16 protein-coding genes are annotated in these 13658 nt (G+C 39.8%); 2 read left to right on the top strand and 14 right to left on the bottom strand.

Annotation, left to right across the window (positions count from 1 at the left end; translation table 11 throughout):
* Positions 1–317: 317 nt before the first annotated feature.
* The 13 genes from hisIE to hprK form a co-directional block, all read right to left on the bottom strand.
* On the bottom strand, positions 318–956 hold the full coding sequence (gene hisIE, locus MKX29_RS12450) for a bifunctional phosphoribosyl-AMP cyclohydrolase/phosphoribosyl-ATP diphosphatase HisIE (protein ID WP_341105775.1): 639 nt from the start codon (positions 954–956) through the stop codon (positions 318–320).
* Complete coding sequence (gene hisF, locus MKX29_RS12445; RefSeq protein ID WP_095371884.1) at positions 953–1711, bottom strand: imidazole glycerol phosphate synthase subunit HisF; 759 nt, start codon at positions 1709–1711, stop codon at positions 953–955. Before hisF ends, hisIE begins: the two co-directional genes overlap by 4 nt.
* The gene (gene hisA / locus MKX29_RS12440; RefSeq protein ID WP_341105773.1) at positions 1701–2432 is read right to left on the bottom strand and encodes a 1-(5-phosphoribosyl)-5-[(5-phosphoribosylamino)methylideneamino]imidazole-4-carboxamide isomerase; all 732 of its coding nucleotides are present in this window, start codon (positions 2430–2432) and stop codon (positions 1701–1703) included. Before hisA ends, hisF begins: the two co-directional genes overlap by 11 nt.
* Entirely contained in the window at positions 2429–3067 is a 639-nt protein-coding gene (gene hisH / locus MKX29_RS12435) for an imidazole glycerol phosphate synthase subunit HisH (protein WP_341105771.1), read from the bottom strand. Before hisH ends, hisA begins: the two co-directional genes overlap by 4 nt.
* Positions 3068–3655 carry an imidazoleglycerol-phosphate dehydratase HisB gene (hisB, locus tag MKX29_RS12430; protein WP_341105769.1) on the bottom strand — a complete coding sequence of 196 codons (588 nt, stop codon included), beginning with the start codon at positions 3653–3655 and terminating at the stop codon, positions 3068–3070.
* The gene (gene hisD, locus MKX29_RS12425) at positions 3652–4941 is read right to left on the bottom strand and encodes a histidinol dehydrogenase (protein WP_341105767.1); all 1290 of its coding nucleotides are present in this window, start codon (positions 4939–4941) and stop codon (positions 3652–3654) included. The genes hisB and hisD overlap by 4 nt, the downstream gene beginning before the upstream one ends.
* On the bottom strand, positions 4942–5586 hold the full coding sequence (hisG, locus tag MKX29_RS12420; protein ID WP_224937105.1) for an ATP phosphoribosyltransferase: 645 nt from the start codon (positions 5584–5586) through the stop codon (positions 4942–4944).
* Complete coding sequence (locus MKX29_RS12415) at positions 5583–6764, bottom strand: ATP phosphoribosyltransferase regulatory subunit (RefSeq protein WP_341105764.1); 1182 nt, start codon at positions 6762–6764, stop codon at positions 5583–5585. Before MKX29_RS12415 ends, hisG begins: the two co-directional genes overlap by 4 nt.
* A 574-nt stretch (positions 6765–7338) precedes the next feature.
* Positions 7339–7842 carry an acyltransferase gene (locus MKX29_RS12410; RefSeq protein ID WP_224937107.1) on the bottom strand — a complete coding sequence of 168 codons (504 nt, stop codon included), beginning with the start codon at positions 7840–7842 and terminating at the stop codon, positions 7339–7341.
* Positions 7839–8489: a pyrophosphatase PpaX gene (ppaX, locus tag MKX29_RS12405; RefSeq protein ID WP_341105761.1), complete on the bottom strand. Its 651-nt coding sequence runs from the start codon at positions 8487–8489 to the stop codon at positions 7839–7841. Before ppaX ends, MKX29_RS12410 begins: the two co-directional genes overlap by 4 nt.
* Complete coding sequence (locus MKX29_RS12400; protein WP_224937302.1) at positions 8482–9420, bottom strand: nucleoside recognition domain-containing protein; 939 nt, start codon at positions 9418–9420, stop codon at positions 8482–8484. The genes ppaX and MKX29_RS12400 overlap by 8 nt, the downstream gene beginning before the upstream one ends.
* A 27-nt stretch (positions 9421–9447) precedes the next feature.
* Positions 9448–10284 carry a prolipoprotein diacylglyceryl transferase gene (gene lgt / locus MKX29_RS12395; RefSeq protein ID WP_095371875.1) on the bottom strand — a complete coding sequence of 279 codons (837 nt, stop codon included), beginning with the start codon at positions 10282–10284 and terminating at the stop codon, positions 9448–9450.
* Positions 10285–10318: 34 nt separating this feature from the next.
* Positions 10319–11254: an HPr(Ser) kinase/phosphatase gene (gene hprK, locus MKX29_RS12390; RefSeq protein ID WP_095371874.1), complete on the bottom strand. Its 936-nt coding sequence runs from the start codon at positions 11252–11254 to the stop codon at positions 10319–10321.
* A gap of 238 nt (positions 11255–11492) precedes the next feature.
* Between hprK and MKX29_RS12385 the strand changes: the two genes are divergently transcribed.
* Complete coding sequence (locus MKX29_RS12385; protein WP_341105759.1) at positions 11493–12266, top strand: N-acetylglucosamine-6-phosphate deacetylase; 774 nt, start codon at positions 11493–11495, stop codon at positions 12264–12266.
* The gene (locus MKX29_RS12380) at positions 12220–12651 is read left to right on the top strand and encodes an amidohydrolase family protein (protein WP_341105756.1); all 432 of its coding nucleotides are present in this window, start codon (positions 12220–12222) and stop codon (positions 12649–12651) included. The genes MKX29_RS12385 and MKX29_RS12380 overlap by 47 nt, the downstream gene beginning before the upstream one ends.
* Positions 12652–12813: 162 nt before the next feature.
* On the opposite strand, the gene MKX29_RS12375 is transcribed toward MKX29_RS12380, so the two are convergent.
* Positions 12814–13596, bottom strand: coding sequence for an SDR family oxidoreductase (locus tag MKX29_RS12375; protein ID WP_224937111.1), 783 nt, complete (start codon positions 13594–13596; stop codon positions 12814–12816).
* Positions 13597–13658: the final 62 nt, after the last annotated feature.

Below are 13658 nucleotides of genomic sequence, written 5' to 3'. Positions count from 1 at the left end.
GCTTAAAAAATCAACACTTTCAAAAATGTGACTATTTTATGATTTTTTTATTAAGAAAGTGTAACATGCTAATAAAGCGCACGGATTTCTCGAACATCACTCTTTAATTAGCATTCATATAAATTGAACGAGAAGGTAATAAGAGTACAGAATAAGTTTTGTATGTGCATATCATTGACGGTAGTTAACAAGGTATATTTTGATAATTTAAAGTGGAAAAGTACGATTTGATCATATTGCCCGATTAAACTAATCTTAAAAAATCGTGCACTCAAAAAAGACGATTTCTACTTACAGAAATCGTCCCATTCAACCATTTATGAAACTGGCTTTTTCTCTTCATGCCTTTTATTCAAGACGTTTAATACTTCGGCAAATGGCAGTTCTTGTTCACGTAAAAGCACCATTAAATGGTAAAGTAAATCAGCAGATTCCCATTTTAGTTCTTCACGATCACGATTTTTAGCTGCGATGATTACTTCTGCTGATTCTTCGCCGACTTTCTTCAATATTTTGTCGACACCACTCTCGAATAAATAGGTCGTATAAGCTCCTTCAGGACGTGCATGCTCGCGCTCAGCAATAACTTCTTCCAACCGTTTTAGAATTTGATAATCTGCAATTACAGCTTTTTCTTTCCTCGTATAAATCGTTTCATGAAAACAGCTAATTTCGCCTTTATGGCAGGCAACACCATTTGGTAAGACCTGTACTAAAATAGCATCCTGATCACAATCCCACTTCATTTCTACGACCTTTTGCGTGTGACCACTAGTTTCTCCTTTATGCCAAAGTTCATTGCGTGAACGGCTGAAAAACCAAGTTTCCCCTGTTTCAATCGTCTTTGCTAAAGATTCTTTATTCATGTACGCAAGCGTTAGGACTTCTTTCGTTTCACTATCTTGGATAATTGCTGGCACAAGGCCTTGATCATTAAATTGCACTTGATCAATCATCTTACATACACTCCCTTATCTTTTATATATGCCTTCACTTCTGCGACGGAAGTTTCTTTATAATGAAAAATAGAAGCAGCGAGGGCTGCATCTGCCTTCCCTTCAAGGAATATATCAGAAAAATGACTAGCTCCCCCTGCTCCTCCTGAAGCAATGACAGGAACGGTTACTGCCGTACTTACAGCTTTTGTTAAGGCAATATCAAAGCCTTTCTTTTCACCATCACAGTCCATGCTTGTGAGAAGAATTTCACCAGCACCTCTTCGCACAGCTTCTTTAACCCAATCAAGCACTTTCCACTCTGTTTTTACTCTTCCACCATGTGTATACACAACCCATGTACCGCAATCTTGATCGTACTTAGCATCTACAGCGACAACCATACATTGTGCCCCGAAGAAATCAGCACCTTCTGTAATTAACTCTGGCCGATTGACAGCTGCGGTATTTAATGAAACTTTATCTGCACCCGCTCGAAGAATCTTCTTCATATCATCAAGTGTATGAATACCACCACCAACTGTAAAAGGGATGGCTAGTTCTGCCGCTACTGCTTGAACAACATCAACCATTGTTTTTCTTCCCTCATGTGAAGCAGAGATATCAAGAAATACAAGCTCATCTGCTCCTTGCTCGTCATAAAAACGTGCTAATTCCACTGGGTCACCTGCATCTCTTAATTGAACAAATTGGATACCCTTTACGACCCTTCCTTCTTTTACATCGAGACAAGGAATAATTCGTTTAGTAAGCACGAAAAGGCCCCCCTTCCAATGCTTCCTTCACAGTAAAACGCCCCTCATAGATGGCTTTACCGACAATAGCTCCAGGAATACCTGCTTGGTTAATTAATTTGAGATCAGCAAGAGAACTGACTCCACCAGAAGCAATGACCTCTTTTCCTGTCGCTTGTGCTAATTGGACAGTTGCTGTAATATTCGGCCCAGATAACGTACCATCTGTAGCAATATCTGTAAAAATAAACGTTTCAGCACCGACGTCCGCGAATCGTTTGCCCACCTCAACAGCTGTTGCTTGTGATGTATTCAACCAGCCATTTGTTGCAACAAAACCGTCTTTAGCATCTAGACCAATTACAATACGCTCTTTATACTTCCTAATCATTTCAATAGCAAATTTAGGGTTTGAAATGGCTACACTGCCGATAATTACTCTTGATACCCCAGCATCTAGATAAAAATGTATATCTTCCTCGGTCCGAATACCGCCACCAATTTGGATATTTGCATTTAACTGCTTTGCTGCTTGAATGACATAACGATCGTTCTCCGGCTTTCCGGCTTTTGCTCCGTCGAGGTCCACCATATGCACCCAGCTAGCCCCATCTTCTACAAAGGTTTTTGCCATATCAAAAGGAGAGTCCCCGTATACCGTTTCCTTATCGTAGTCGCCTTGTAATAAACGAACACATTTCCCGCCCCGCATATCAATCGCAGGATAGATGGTCAGACTCATTTTACACTCACCCCTTCTGATACAAGCACTGTAAAGTTTTCTAAGATTTTCATGCCAGTCATACTGCTTTTTTCCGGATGAAATTGAGTACCAAAGACATTATTTTTTCCTACAACTGCTGGGACACAAACATCATATAAGCTATCGGCCAAAATAATTTCATCTGTCTCTGTTGTTACATAATAAGAATGAACAAAATATGCAAACCCCTCTTCGACATCCTTTAAAATCGGTGATTGTCGTCGTAACTGTAATAAGTTCCAGCCCATATGTGGGACTTTATACATTGCACCTTGAGTTGTTACACCCGGTATTTTCACAACCGTTCCAGGAAGCAATCCCAATCCACGGCATCCACCGTTTTCTTCACTTGCTTCAAACAGTAATTGCATCCCTAGGCAAATGCCTAATATTGGTTTACCACTAGCCGCATAGTCTCTGAGGACATCTGCTATACCCGTCTCATTTAAAAGTCGCATGGCATCACTAATGGCTCCAACTCCAGGGACAATCACACCATCAGCTAAGAGGATCTCATCCTTTTTATTTGTAATAAGATAAGGTTCGCCTAACCTTTCCAGTGCTTTACTGACACTGAATAAATTCCCCATTCCATAATCAATGATCGCAATCATTTATAACATCCCTTTCGTGGAAGGAATGCCTTTTATTCTTGGATCAATCGTTGTTGCTTCATCTAAGGCTCGACCAAGTGCCTTAAAGACTGCTTCAATCATATGATGGGTATTCTGACCATAGTGAACGATCACATGAAGATTCATTCTCGCCTCAAGGGAGAATTTCCATAAGAATTCATGCACTAGTTCGGTATCAAATGTACCTACCTTTTGATTAGGAAAGATAGCACGCATTTCTAAATGTGGTCGATTACTTAAGTCGACAACCACTTGTGCTAGTGCTTCATCCATCGGAACAAAGGCATTGCCGTATCTTTTAATTCCTCTTTTTTCACCAAGGCTCTCTCGCAATGCCTGTCCGAGACAAATCCCTATGTCCTCTGTCGTGTGGTGATCATCAATTTCGACATCGCCTTTTGCATCAATCGTTAAATCGAATTGCCCATGCTTAGCAAATAAATCAAGCATATGTGTCATAAAAGGAACGCCTGTCTCCAAATCACTTGTTCCTTCTCCATCAATATTGAGTGATAGTTGAATTTCTGTTTCATTAGTCTTTCTTCGCAACTCAGCCGTTCTTGTCATTTCCCTTCTTTCCTTTCACTTTGGAGTCTTTTTTCAATCGATCTTGCATGAGCTTCTAAACCTTCTAGTCTTGCAAATGAAGCGATTTTTTCCGCATTTGCTGTAAATCTACTTTCACTGTAGTAAATAATGCTCGATTTTTTTCGAAAATCATCCACATTCAACGGGCTTGAAAATCTTGCTGTGCCGTTAGTTGGTAAGACATGATTAGGACCAGCAAAATAATCACCAACAGGCTCTGGGCTATATCTACCTAAGAATATTGCACCCGCATGGCGGATAGCTCCTAAAAGTGATAAAGGATTGACTGTTAAAACCTCCAAATGTTCAGGAGCAATTGTATTAACCACTGCAATCGATTCTTCTATTGTCTCTGTCACATAAATACGACCAAATTGTTGAATCGATTGGCTGGCAATATCGTATTTTGGTAGAGTAGCTAACTGTTCTTCCACCTCGATGGCTACCTCTTTAGCGAGTTGTTCGCTATTCGTAACAAGGATGCTACAAGCCATTTCATCATGTTCTGCTTGTGATAATAAGTCTGCTGCTACTTCGGTTGGAATTGCTGATTCATCAGCAAGAATAGCAATTTCACTTGGTCCAGCAATCATATCGATATCGACCTCACCATACACTTCTCTCTTCGCCAATGCGACGTAAATATTACCTGGGCCTGTTATTTTATCCACTGGTGCGATTGTCTCTGTACCATAGGCAAGTGCAGCTACCGCTTGAGCTCCACCTACTTTATATATATCTGTTACCCCGGCAATATTCGCTGCAACAAGGACAGCAGATGGTATTTTTCCTGTTTTGCGCTCTACAGGAGAAACCATCACAATTCTTTCTACTCCTGCTACTTTTGCCGGCAAAACATTCATTAACACAGAAGATGGATAAGCCGCTTTCCCACCAGGCACGTATACACCAACAGAATCAATCGGCGTTATTTTTTGTCCGAGCAAGGTGCCATCGACTTCAGTCGTCATCCATGAATTTTGCAATTGCTTCATATGATAGTTTCTTATATTTTCTGCTGCTTCTTTTATAATTGAAATGGTTTCTTTAGATAATTCTTTATAAGCTTGGTCTATTTCTGCTGCTTTCACTTGATAATCATCTAATAGAATCCCATCAAATTTTTCTGTATAACGAATGACCGCTTGATCACCTTCTTGACGTACAGCTGCTATGATTTCCTTTACTGTTTGCCTTTGTTCTTCTGTACCACCGTCAATGGAACGCTTGATAGAAAGGTCGTTTGTTACTTTTAATATGTCCACTTACTTAACCACCTTTTCCTGCTCGATCACTTCTGTCAGTCTCTCAACCACATCACTTATACGTGCGTCTTTCATGCGGTAACTAACCGGATTGACGATGAGCCTTGATGTAATATTGACGATGTCTTCATATTCTATTAATCCATTTTCTTTTAATGTTCTTCCTGTAGAAACAATATCAACAATACGATCAGCTAAACCAATAAGCGGTGCCAATTCAATCGAACCGTTTAATTTAATAATCTCGACTTGCTCACCTTGTTCACGGAAATAAGCCGCTGCTACATTCGGGTATTTCGTAGCGATTTTCGGTGCGACATCATTCATTTGCGTATGAGGCAAGCCAGCAACAGCTAAATAGCAAGCACTAATCTGTAAATCAAGCAATTCATATACATCACGTTCTTCTTCAAGCATGACATCTTTCCCGGCTATTCCAAGATCGGCAACACCATATTCCACATATGTTGGCACATCCATCGGTTTAGCTAAAATAAAGCGGAAACACTCTTCAGGTACATCAATAATTAATTTCCGCGAATCATCGAATTCAGGAGGCAACTCGAAGCCAGCCATTCTCAACATCTCCGCTGCCTCAGTAAAAATTCTTCCTTTTGGCATCGCAACTGTTAACCAATCCTTCATCGCGCCCCCTCCTTCTGTTTACCAACTAAATAAGTGATATCTTCATAAAGTGCTGAACAAGCATCAATATCTTCTACGCCATTAATATCTTGCAAAACGACTTTCTTCCCTTCAAGTCGTTGCTGTTCAGCTAACATAAAAGCTTCTTTTCTTCTTTCTAAACTAAACACAATACAGGAAAGAGGTGGTTGTTCAAATGGTTTGTCTAACGATTCAAGTAAATGATCTAATCGAATGGCAAAGCCAGTTGCACTTTTGGCTTTCCCAAACTTTTCTAGTAATAAATCATACCGCCCACCGCTGCCAATTGGAAAACCAACATTACCTGCATACACTTCATAAACAATACCTGTGTAATAACTCATATGACTGACTAATGTTAGGTCCAATTTTATGAGGGCATCCTGTTGATAGTCAGCTATAATTCCCCATAAGGTTTTCAATTCATTTAACGCTTCGACGCCTGCATTGCACTCTAATAGGTCTTCCGCTTCCTTAATGACTTCTGGTCCGCCTCTTAATTTTAGAAACTGTTTTAACCTTTGTTTATCAATAGATGACAATGATAGCTGATCTACATGTACACGATAACCAACATAATTTTTCTCATAGAGGAATCGCATCAATTGCTCCACTCTTTCATCTGTACCGAGTATCTCTTGGAAAAAACTCCTTACAAAGGCAATATGACCAACGGAAATCTGGAACTGCTCCAATCCTGTTTTCATTAGAGCGGAGGATATTAATCCTAAGCACTCTCCATCCGCACTAACTGTTGGATCACCAATACATTCGACACCGATTTGCTCAAATTCTGCCGGCCGTCCACCTTCTCGCTGTTGTGCCCGAAAAACATTAGCCGAATAAGCTAAACGCTGTGGCAACTTTTCCTTTAATAACTTAGACGCAGCCACACGAGCAATAGGGGCTGTCATATCTGGTCTTAGTACAAGTGTATGTCCCTCATGATCCAGCAGTTTAAACAATTGTGTATCGAGAATAGCTGAAGCCGTACCAACTGTCTCGTAATATTCCAACGTAGGCGTTTCAATAAATTGATAGCCCCAGCGTTTCATTTCATTGGCCATTGTCACCCGTACTTCTTCTTTCATCATATATAGATTAGGCAATGTATCCCTCATGCCTAAAGGCTTTTCAAACATAAATAACCGACTCAACTCGTTCACCTCATTTTTACTTTAGTTCGCTACCATGCTAATAAATTGAAGTTACTTAGTAGTGTACGCTTCTCACCTCTAAACGTCAACCCTAAACACTTAATTTTGAGAAAAATGAAAGAAATTCACAACAAAGGGATGTAATCTAAAATATTCTAATGGGGGATGTAATAATCCCGCTTGTTGCCATAGTCTCAACTTCAGGGCGTTTACGATAATAGAGGGTTCTACTTTTGTTCAACGTCCTTATCTTTAAGGGGGCAGGTGTGAGAAAACAAAACAGGAGGAGTGCAAAAGCTTGTTTCATTGCTAAAAAGGGGACGAGGGAGTCAGGTCCTTATTTACGATAATCTAAACGGGCAGTAGGAATTTCTCCTTTGCGCTGCTATCCGCTTCGAGCGACCTCACGAAAGTGGTGAATCTTCATGTCAAGTGAGGGCATGGCACCTTGGCGCCAAATCTCTCTGTAAAAATCTTTTTACGTAACTCAGTCTTTTTTTCTTGTTAACCATCATCCGTAACAAAAAAACATCCGCTGTCCCCCTTTCTTTTCGAAAGTGAAGTTAGCAGATGCTTATGACCGTTGTTCCATTTCTTCTTTTGTAAATATGATTTGCATTGGGTTACCACCTACGAAAGCACCAGCGGGTACGTCTTTATGTACAAGTGTACCAGCGGAAACGATCGCACCATCTCCGATTACTATTCCTGGAAGAATCGTGCAGTTGGCACCAATCATGACTTCGTTACCGATTTCTACAGTTCCCAGACGATATTCTTTAATCAAATATTCATGGGCTAAAATAGTAGTATTGTATCCAATTACACTATTACGCCCCACACTGATTTTCTCTGGGAACATGACATCGAGCATTACCATAAGCGCGAATGACGTCTGTTCACCGATTTTCATCCGTAAAAAGGTACGATAAAGCCAGCTTTTCACCCCTAAGAACGGGGTGTAACGTGCCAGCTGAATCACAACAAAGTTCTTTACTACTTTCAAAAAAGGGACCGTTTTATACACATGCCAAAGGGAGTTCGCTCCTTCAACAGGATAGCGTTCGGTTCTCCTCATCTGTTTAATTCCTCTAAGATGGTTAATAAGTCCAGCATTGTCTCTAACATATAGTCAGGATCAAATTGAAGAAGATGATCCCTTCCTTTACTTGACCAAGCAACACCTGCTGTCACCGTACCTGCATTTCTGCCACCTATAATATCATGATGATTATCACCAATCATGATGGCTTCTTGTGGTTCTGAGTCCAATAGTGATAATGCTTTTAAAACAGGCTCAGCATCCGGTTTCGGCTTTTCTACATGATCAAGGGCAACAATCACTTCAAAAAATTCATCCAGCTTTGTTAAGCGTAAACCCTTTTCAACAACGTCTAGCATCTTTGTTGTTACGATGCCCAATTTATAACCCGATTCCTTTAGTGTGCGGACCGTCTCATACACGCCTGAAAACTCTTTCACTAATACATCATGGTTTTCTTTATTAAATGTACGATACATATGAACCATCTCATCCGCACGGTCCCTATCAATTGATGTAAATGTCTCGACTAATGTTGGACCCATAAAAGGTAGTACATCCTGACGCTGATAGCTATCTGGATAATAATGATTTAATGTATGCAAAAATGAAGAGATAATTAGTTCATTCGTATCTATTAACGTTCCATCTAAATCGAATAATATTGTATCAATTTTAGCCATAATACGCTTCCTTTCTCGGTGTTGCTTCAAGCTTCCTCCAAATCATCCCGACAATCATTGTTAAAATCACAGCGACTACGATGCGAATAAGAAGAAGTGGTAACACAGGTATGCCTAAAGGTATAAAGATAAGAGTATCCTCCACAACCGCATGACAAGCTACTAAGAAAATAAACGCTAAAGTGACATCTTTTTGACTAACGCCATCCTCTTCTACTGCTTGAATCATCACACCGGCTCCAAATGCTAAGCCAAACAATAATCCTGATGCTAAAGTTGTCGATGTATTTTCTCTCATCCCTAGCTTTCTTGTTAATGGGGCCATCCATTTAGAAAATACTGCAAGCCATTTACGGTCTTTCATAATCTGTACAATTACCATTAATGGAATGACAATAATAGCTAATTGAAAAATACCGAGACCTGCTTTTTCTACTGCATTCCATACAATCGGCCATATGCCTTCAATCGTTTCTTCGCTTGCTCCAACAAAACCATACTCTGCCATCTCAGAACCGCCATTCCAAACGAGATTAATAATAATCCCCGATAGAAAGGCTAAACCGAGCCGAACAGCGAGCACAATCCATAGTTTAACGCCTACTTTCATGGCTACACTTGTTTCAATCAGTAAGTTATGAGAAAACGAAAGCATGACTGCCAGTATAAATACTTCTTTTACCGTTAAATCCAACGTGAGAATCGCACCAATACCAGCATAAACATTCAAGAAGTTTCCTAAAACTAAAGGAATGGCCGCATCCCCCGATAGACCAAATATTCCCATAATCGGTGCGATTAATTCAATCACCCATGGTAAAACTGGCGTATGTTGCAATAACGCCACAATTAACGTAACAGGAAAGATAATTTTCCCCAATGTCCAAGTCGTCTTAAAACCAACCTTTAATCCTGCTTTAACAGAATGTATCACCTGCTACTCCCCCTATGCTGACCCTTACTTTGCTTTTGCTTGTTTCTGTGGAGGATCTAAATACCTCTCTTTTGCATTCCCACTTACTCTTCTATATATAATAATTACGATAGCCCCAACTATTAATATGATCGATAGCATTTGTGCTGCTCTTAACATTTCAGTCACCATTAAGCTATCGGTTCTCATTCCCTCGATAAAGTATCTACCGATAGAGTACCAAATCACGTAACTAAGGAATAATTCCCCTCTTTTTAAATTAGCACGTCTTAGTAGTAGTAGCAGTGCAAATCCAGCGAAATTCCAAACTGACTCATATAAAAATGTCGGATGATAATAAGCCCCATTAATATACATCCCGTTAATAATGAATTCTGGTAGATGCATGTTTTCTAAGAATTGTCGACTTACTTCACTACCATGCGCCTCTTGGTTGACGAAATTCCCCCAACGTCCAATGGCTTGGCCGAGGATGATACTAGGTGCAGCAATATCCGCTAATTGCCAAAAGGATACACCACGCTTCTTTGCAAAAATAATCGCAGTGACAACTGCTCCGATTAATGCACCGTGAATGGCGATGCCTCCGTTCCAAATTTTAATGATTTCACCTGGATACTGAGAATAGTAGTCCCATTCAAAGATCACATAATAAATCCTTGCACAAATAATCGAAATCGGAATAGCCCATAACAATAAATCAGCAAATAAATCCTTACCTAGTCCTCTTTTCTCTGACTCTCTCATCGCCAAAATAAGACCGAGTGCAATGCCGATACCGATGATTAAGCCATACCATCTAACAGACAATGGCCCTAAACTAAAGGCAACCGGATCAATTGGCGCCACTGTTAACAACATAGTCATATCTCCTTTAATTATGTATTAATAAATCTCAACGATCTTCATGATCGCCATCTTCAATTACATCCGTTAATCGATTTGTAAATTGCTCTGCTGCATTTACACCCATACGTTTTAATCTAAAATTCATTGCCGCTACCTCAATAATAACCGCTAAGTTTCGACCTGGGCGGACAGGAATGGTCATTTTAATTAACTCCGTATCAATAATCTTCATCTTTTCTTCTTCTAAACCTAAACGATCATACTGTTTTTGAGCATCCCATATTTCTAAGTCCATCACAAGGGAAATCTTTTTAAATCGGCGAATGGCACCTGCACCAAATAAAGTCATGACATTAATAATACCGAGTCCACGAATTTCTAATAAATGCTCAATGAGTTCTGGTGCACTACCGACTAATGTGTCCTCATCTTCTTGTCTAATTTCTACACAATCGTCCGCTACTAAGCGATGTCCTCTTTTGACAAGTTCTAATGCCGTCTCACTCTTACCGACACCACTCTTTCCTGTAATGAGGACTCCCACGCCATATATATCGACTAACACTCCATGAATGGCAGTCGTAGGGGCTAACTTACTTTCTAGGAAATTCGTCAAAAGGCTAGAAAAACGCGTGGTTTTTTGCTTTGTTCTTAAAATCGGTACGGCTTCTCTCTCAGCCGCTTCAAGTAATTCTTCTGGTACTTCTAGCTCTCTCGTAATAATGATTGCTGGAGTAATGTCAGAGCATAGCATCTCCAGTCTTGCTTCTCTCTCTTCGTCATTTAGTTTTTCAGCAAATGACAGTTCTGTTTTCCCTAATAATTGTATGCGTTCTGCCGGAAAATAATCAAAATAGCCAGCCAATTCAAGACCTGGTCGAGAAATATCACTCGTAACAATCGGACGGTTGATACCTTCTTCACCGCTTAGTAATTCTAACCCGAATTTTTCGATAACATCCTTTGTGCGAACCTTTGCCACTCTTACCCCTCCTTACCCTGTAGTTATCTATTCTTCTTTCATCCATTCTCATCTGATACGTTTTTTATTTTAGCACTTTTTACGCGAGAACCAAACGCTTTAAATTGAAACTGTCATTGTATACAAAAAAACCCGTTCCATATCATTGTCGACTCTCGTTGTTTATTATACACTGAAACGAAATAAATGGAGAGAATGACTAATCAATACATTGAACAAAAGGGAGGGATTTTAGTTAATGGATAAGAAGACCCTTTTTATTAATGCCGATATTATTTTTCAACATTATGTTTCACCAAACAGTTATCTGACATTAAATGGCCATCTGATTGAAGATTTCGGTGAAATGGCTTCATGTCCACAGACTACTCGCTACGATTACATATATGATTTAAAAAACAGTAGCTATATTAGTCCTGGCTTTATTGATCTCCATATACATGGTGTGGCTGGTGCCGATGCGATGGATGGTACAGCCACTGCCTTAAAGACCATTTCACAGATATTACCTAAAGAAGGAACAACAAGTTTCTTAGCAACAACCATTACTTCTCCAACAAAAAAAATAACTCAAGCCATTGAAAATATCGCCCGTTTTCATGCTTATAAAGGGGCAAAAGTACTTGGCATACATCTAGAGGGCCCTTTTATCAATCTACATCAGGCAGGTGCACAGCCAAAAGCAGATATACAAGAGTCCAATCCCCATTTATTTTCCTACTGGCAATCACTGGCTCAAGGTCAAATAAAACTGGTTACGTATGCACCCGAAATGGATCCACACCAAAGGTTATTACACCAAATAATTGCAGACGGAGCCATCCCATCAATTGGTCATTCAGAAGCTACTTTCGAACAAGTCGAAACCGTTCATTCTTACGGCGTCTCTCATATGACTCACCTCTTCAATGGTATGCTTGGCATACATCATCGCGAAATTGGGACAGCAGGTGCCGCACTTTTACTTGATTCCTTTACTGCTGAAATCATTGCCGATGGTCTACCATATTAGCCCAGAAATGATTCAACTGCTGTTGAAGGTTAAAGGATATCAAAGCCTGATATTAATTACTGACAGTATAAGGGCAAAGCATATGGAAGATGGGGAATATGAGTTAGGTGGACAAACAGTTCATCTGCAATCAGGTGTAGCGACATTAGTCGATGGAACGCTTGTCGGAAGTATACTAAAGATGAATGAAGCGATTAAAAATATGATACATTTTACTGATATCGCTTTGCATGAAGCCATCCATATGGCTACCGTCAACCCAGCAAAGAAAATCGGCCAGTTTCATTGCATCGGTAGTATCGATCGTGGCAAGGAAGCTGATTTAGTGATTTTAAATAGGGAATTAAATGTAATAGATACCTTTTGTAAAGGTGAAAGGATGTAATTAAGGCATTCTGCCCGGGGATTCAAAGACTATTCTATATTGTACGGTGATTTATAGGGTCTTTGGTAGTCGACGTGGTTTTTGCTTGAATCGAAGGTGTTATTAGATTTTAAGCTCAAAAAAGCAGGAAGATGTCTCATCTCCCTGCTTCATTCATCATTATTAATATTTATAAGATTGTCCACCATCGATCGGTACAACCGTTGCATTAATGAAGTCTGCTTGGTTTGATAGTAAGAATGCTACTAGGTAGCCGACTTCTTCTGGTTTACCAAAGCGTTTCATTGGATTGACGCTAACAAATTCTTTTCCTGCTTCTTCCCAATTGTCTCCGCCCATTTGTTTCAATGATCCTTCAACCATCGGCGTCATAATCGCACCAGGAGCGATTGCTTTAATACTTACACCAAATTGGCCATATTCGATTCCAGAGTTTCTTGTTAAGCCTACTACACCATGTTTACTTGCAGCATACCCTGATTGATTACCAACTCCACGGATTCCACCAACGGAAGCGGTATTAACAATTGAACCATGACCTTGTTCTTTCATCACTTTTAACACATGCTTCATACCGTAAAATACACCGTTTAAGTTAATATCAACTACACGTTGGAATTCTTCGATACCGAAGTCTTCTGTTAAGTTTTGTTTCCCTTCGATGCCTGCATTATTGAAGAAGCCATCGATTTTACCAAATTTCTCAACAGCAAACGCCACGTATTTTTTTACATCTTCTTCATTCGCTACGTTCGCTTCGATTGTTTCTATCTCTGCTTGAGGTGCTGCTGTAAGTATTTCTTGTTTACTTTCCTCTAAGCCTTTTGCATTTAAATCTACTAAAACAAGTTTACCGCCTTCTACTGCTACTTGATTTGCTGCCGCTCTACCAAGTCCAGATCCCCCACCTGTAATGATAACGACTTTATCTTCAAAACGATTCATATAAAACTACCCCTTTCATATGCGTTGTGGTACTATTTTCACAACTTCTCTTTTAGTGTAAA

The sequence above is a fragment of the Cytobacillus sp. FSL R7-0696 genome, assembly GCF_038006865.1.
Classification (GTDB): domain Bacteria; phylum Bacillota; class Bacilli; order Bacillales; family Cytobacillaceae; genus Cytobacillus; species Cytobacillus kochii.
Note: the sequence above shows the minus strand (reverse complement) of the source record. Positions and strands in the feature narration are given on the sequence as shown.

Bases quoted from the DNA above. Each gene is read 5' to 3' on its own strand.
- hisIE (WP_341105775.1), bottom strand. From the start codon at position 956: ATGATTGATCAAGTGCAATTTAATGATCAAGGCCTTGTGCCAGCAATT.
- hisA (WP_341105773.1), bottom strand. From the start codon at position 2,432: ATGAGTCTGACCATCTATCCTGCGATTGATATGCGGGGCGGGAAATGT.
- hisH (WP_341105771.1), bottom strand. From the start codon at position 3,067: ATGATTGCGATCATTGATTATGGAATGGGGAATTTATTCAGTGTCAGT.
- hisB (WP_341105769.1), bottom strand. From the start codon at position 3,655: ATGACAAGAACGGCTGAGTTGCGAAGAAAGACTAATGAAACAGAAATT.
- hisG (WP_224937105.1), bottom strand. From the start codon at position 5,586: ATGAAGGATTGGTTAACAGTTGCGATGCCAAAAGGAAGAATTTTTACT.
- MKX29_RS12410 (WP_224937107.1), bottom strand. From the start codon at position 7,842: ATGAGGAGAACCGAACGCTATCCTGTTGAAGGAGCGAACTCCCTTTGG.
- ppaX (WP_341105761.1), bottom strand. From the start codon at position 8,489: ATGGCTAAAATTGATACAATATTATTCGATTTAGATGGAACGTTAATA.
- lgt (WP_095371875.1), bottom strand. From the start codon at position 10,284: ATGTTGTTAACAGTGGCGCCAATTGATCCGGTTGCCTTTAGTTTAGGG.
- MKX29_RS12385 (WP_341105759.1), top strand. From the start codon at position 11,493: ATGGATAAGAAGACCCTTTTTATTAATGCCGATATTATTTTTCAACAT.
- MKX29_RS12375 (WP_224937111.1), bottom strand. From the start codon at position 13,596: ATGAATCGTTTTGAAGATAAAGTCGTTATCATTACAGGTGGGGGATCT.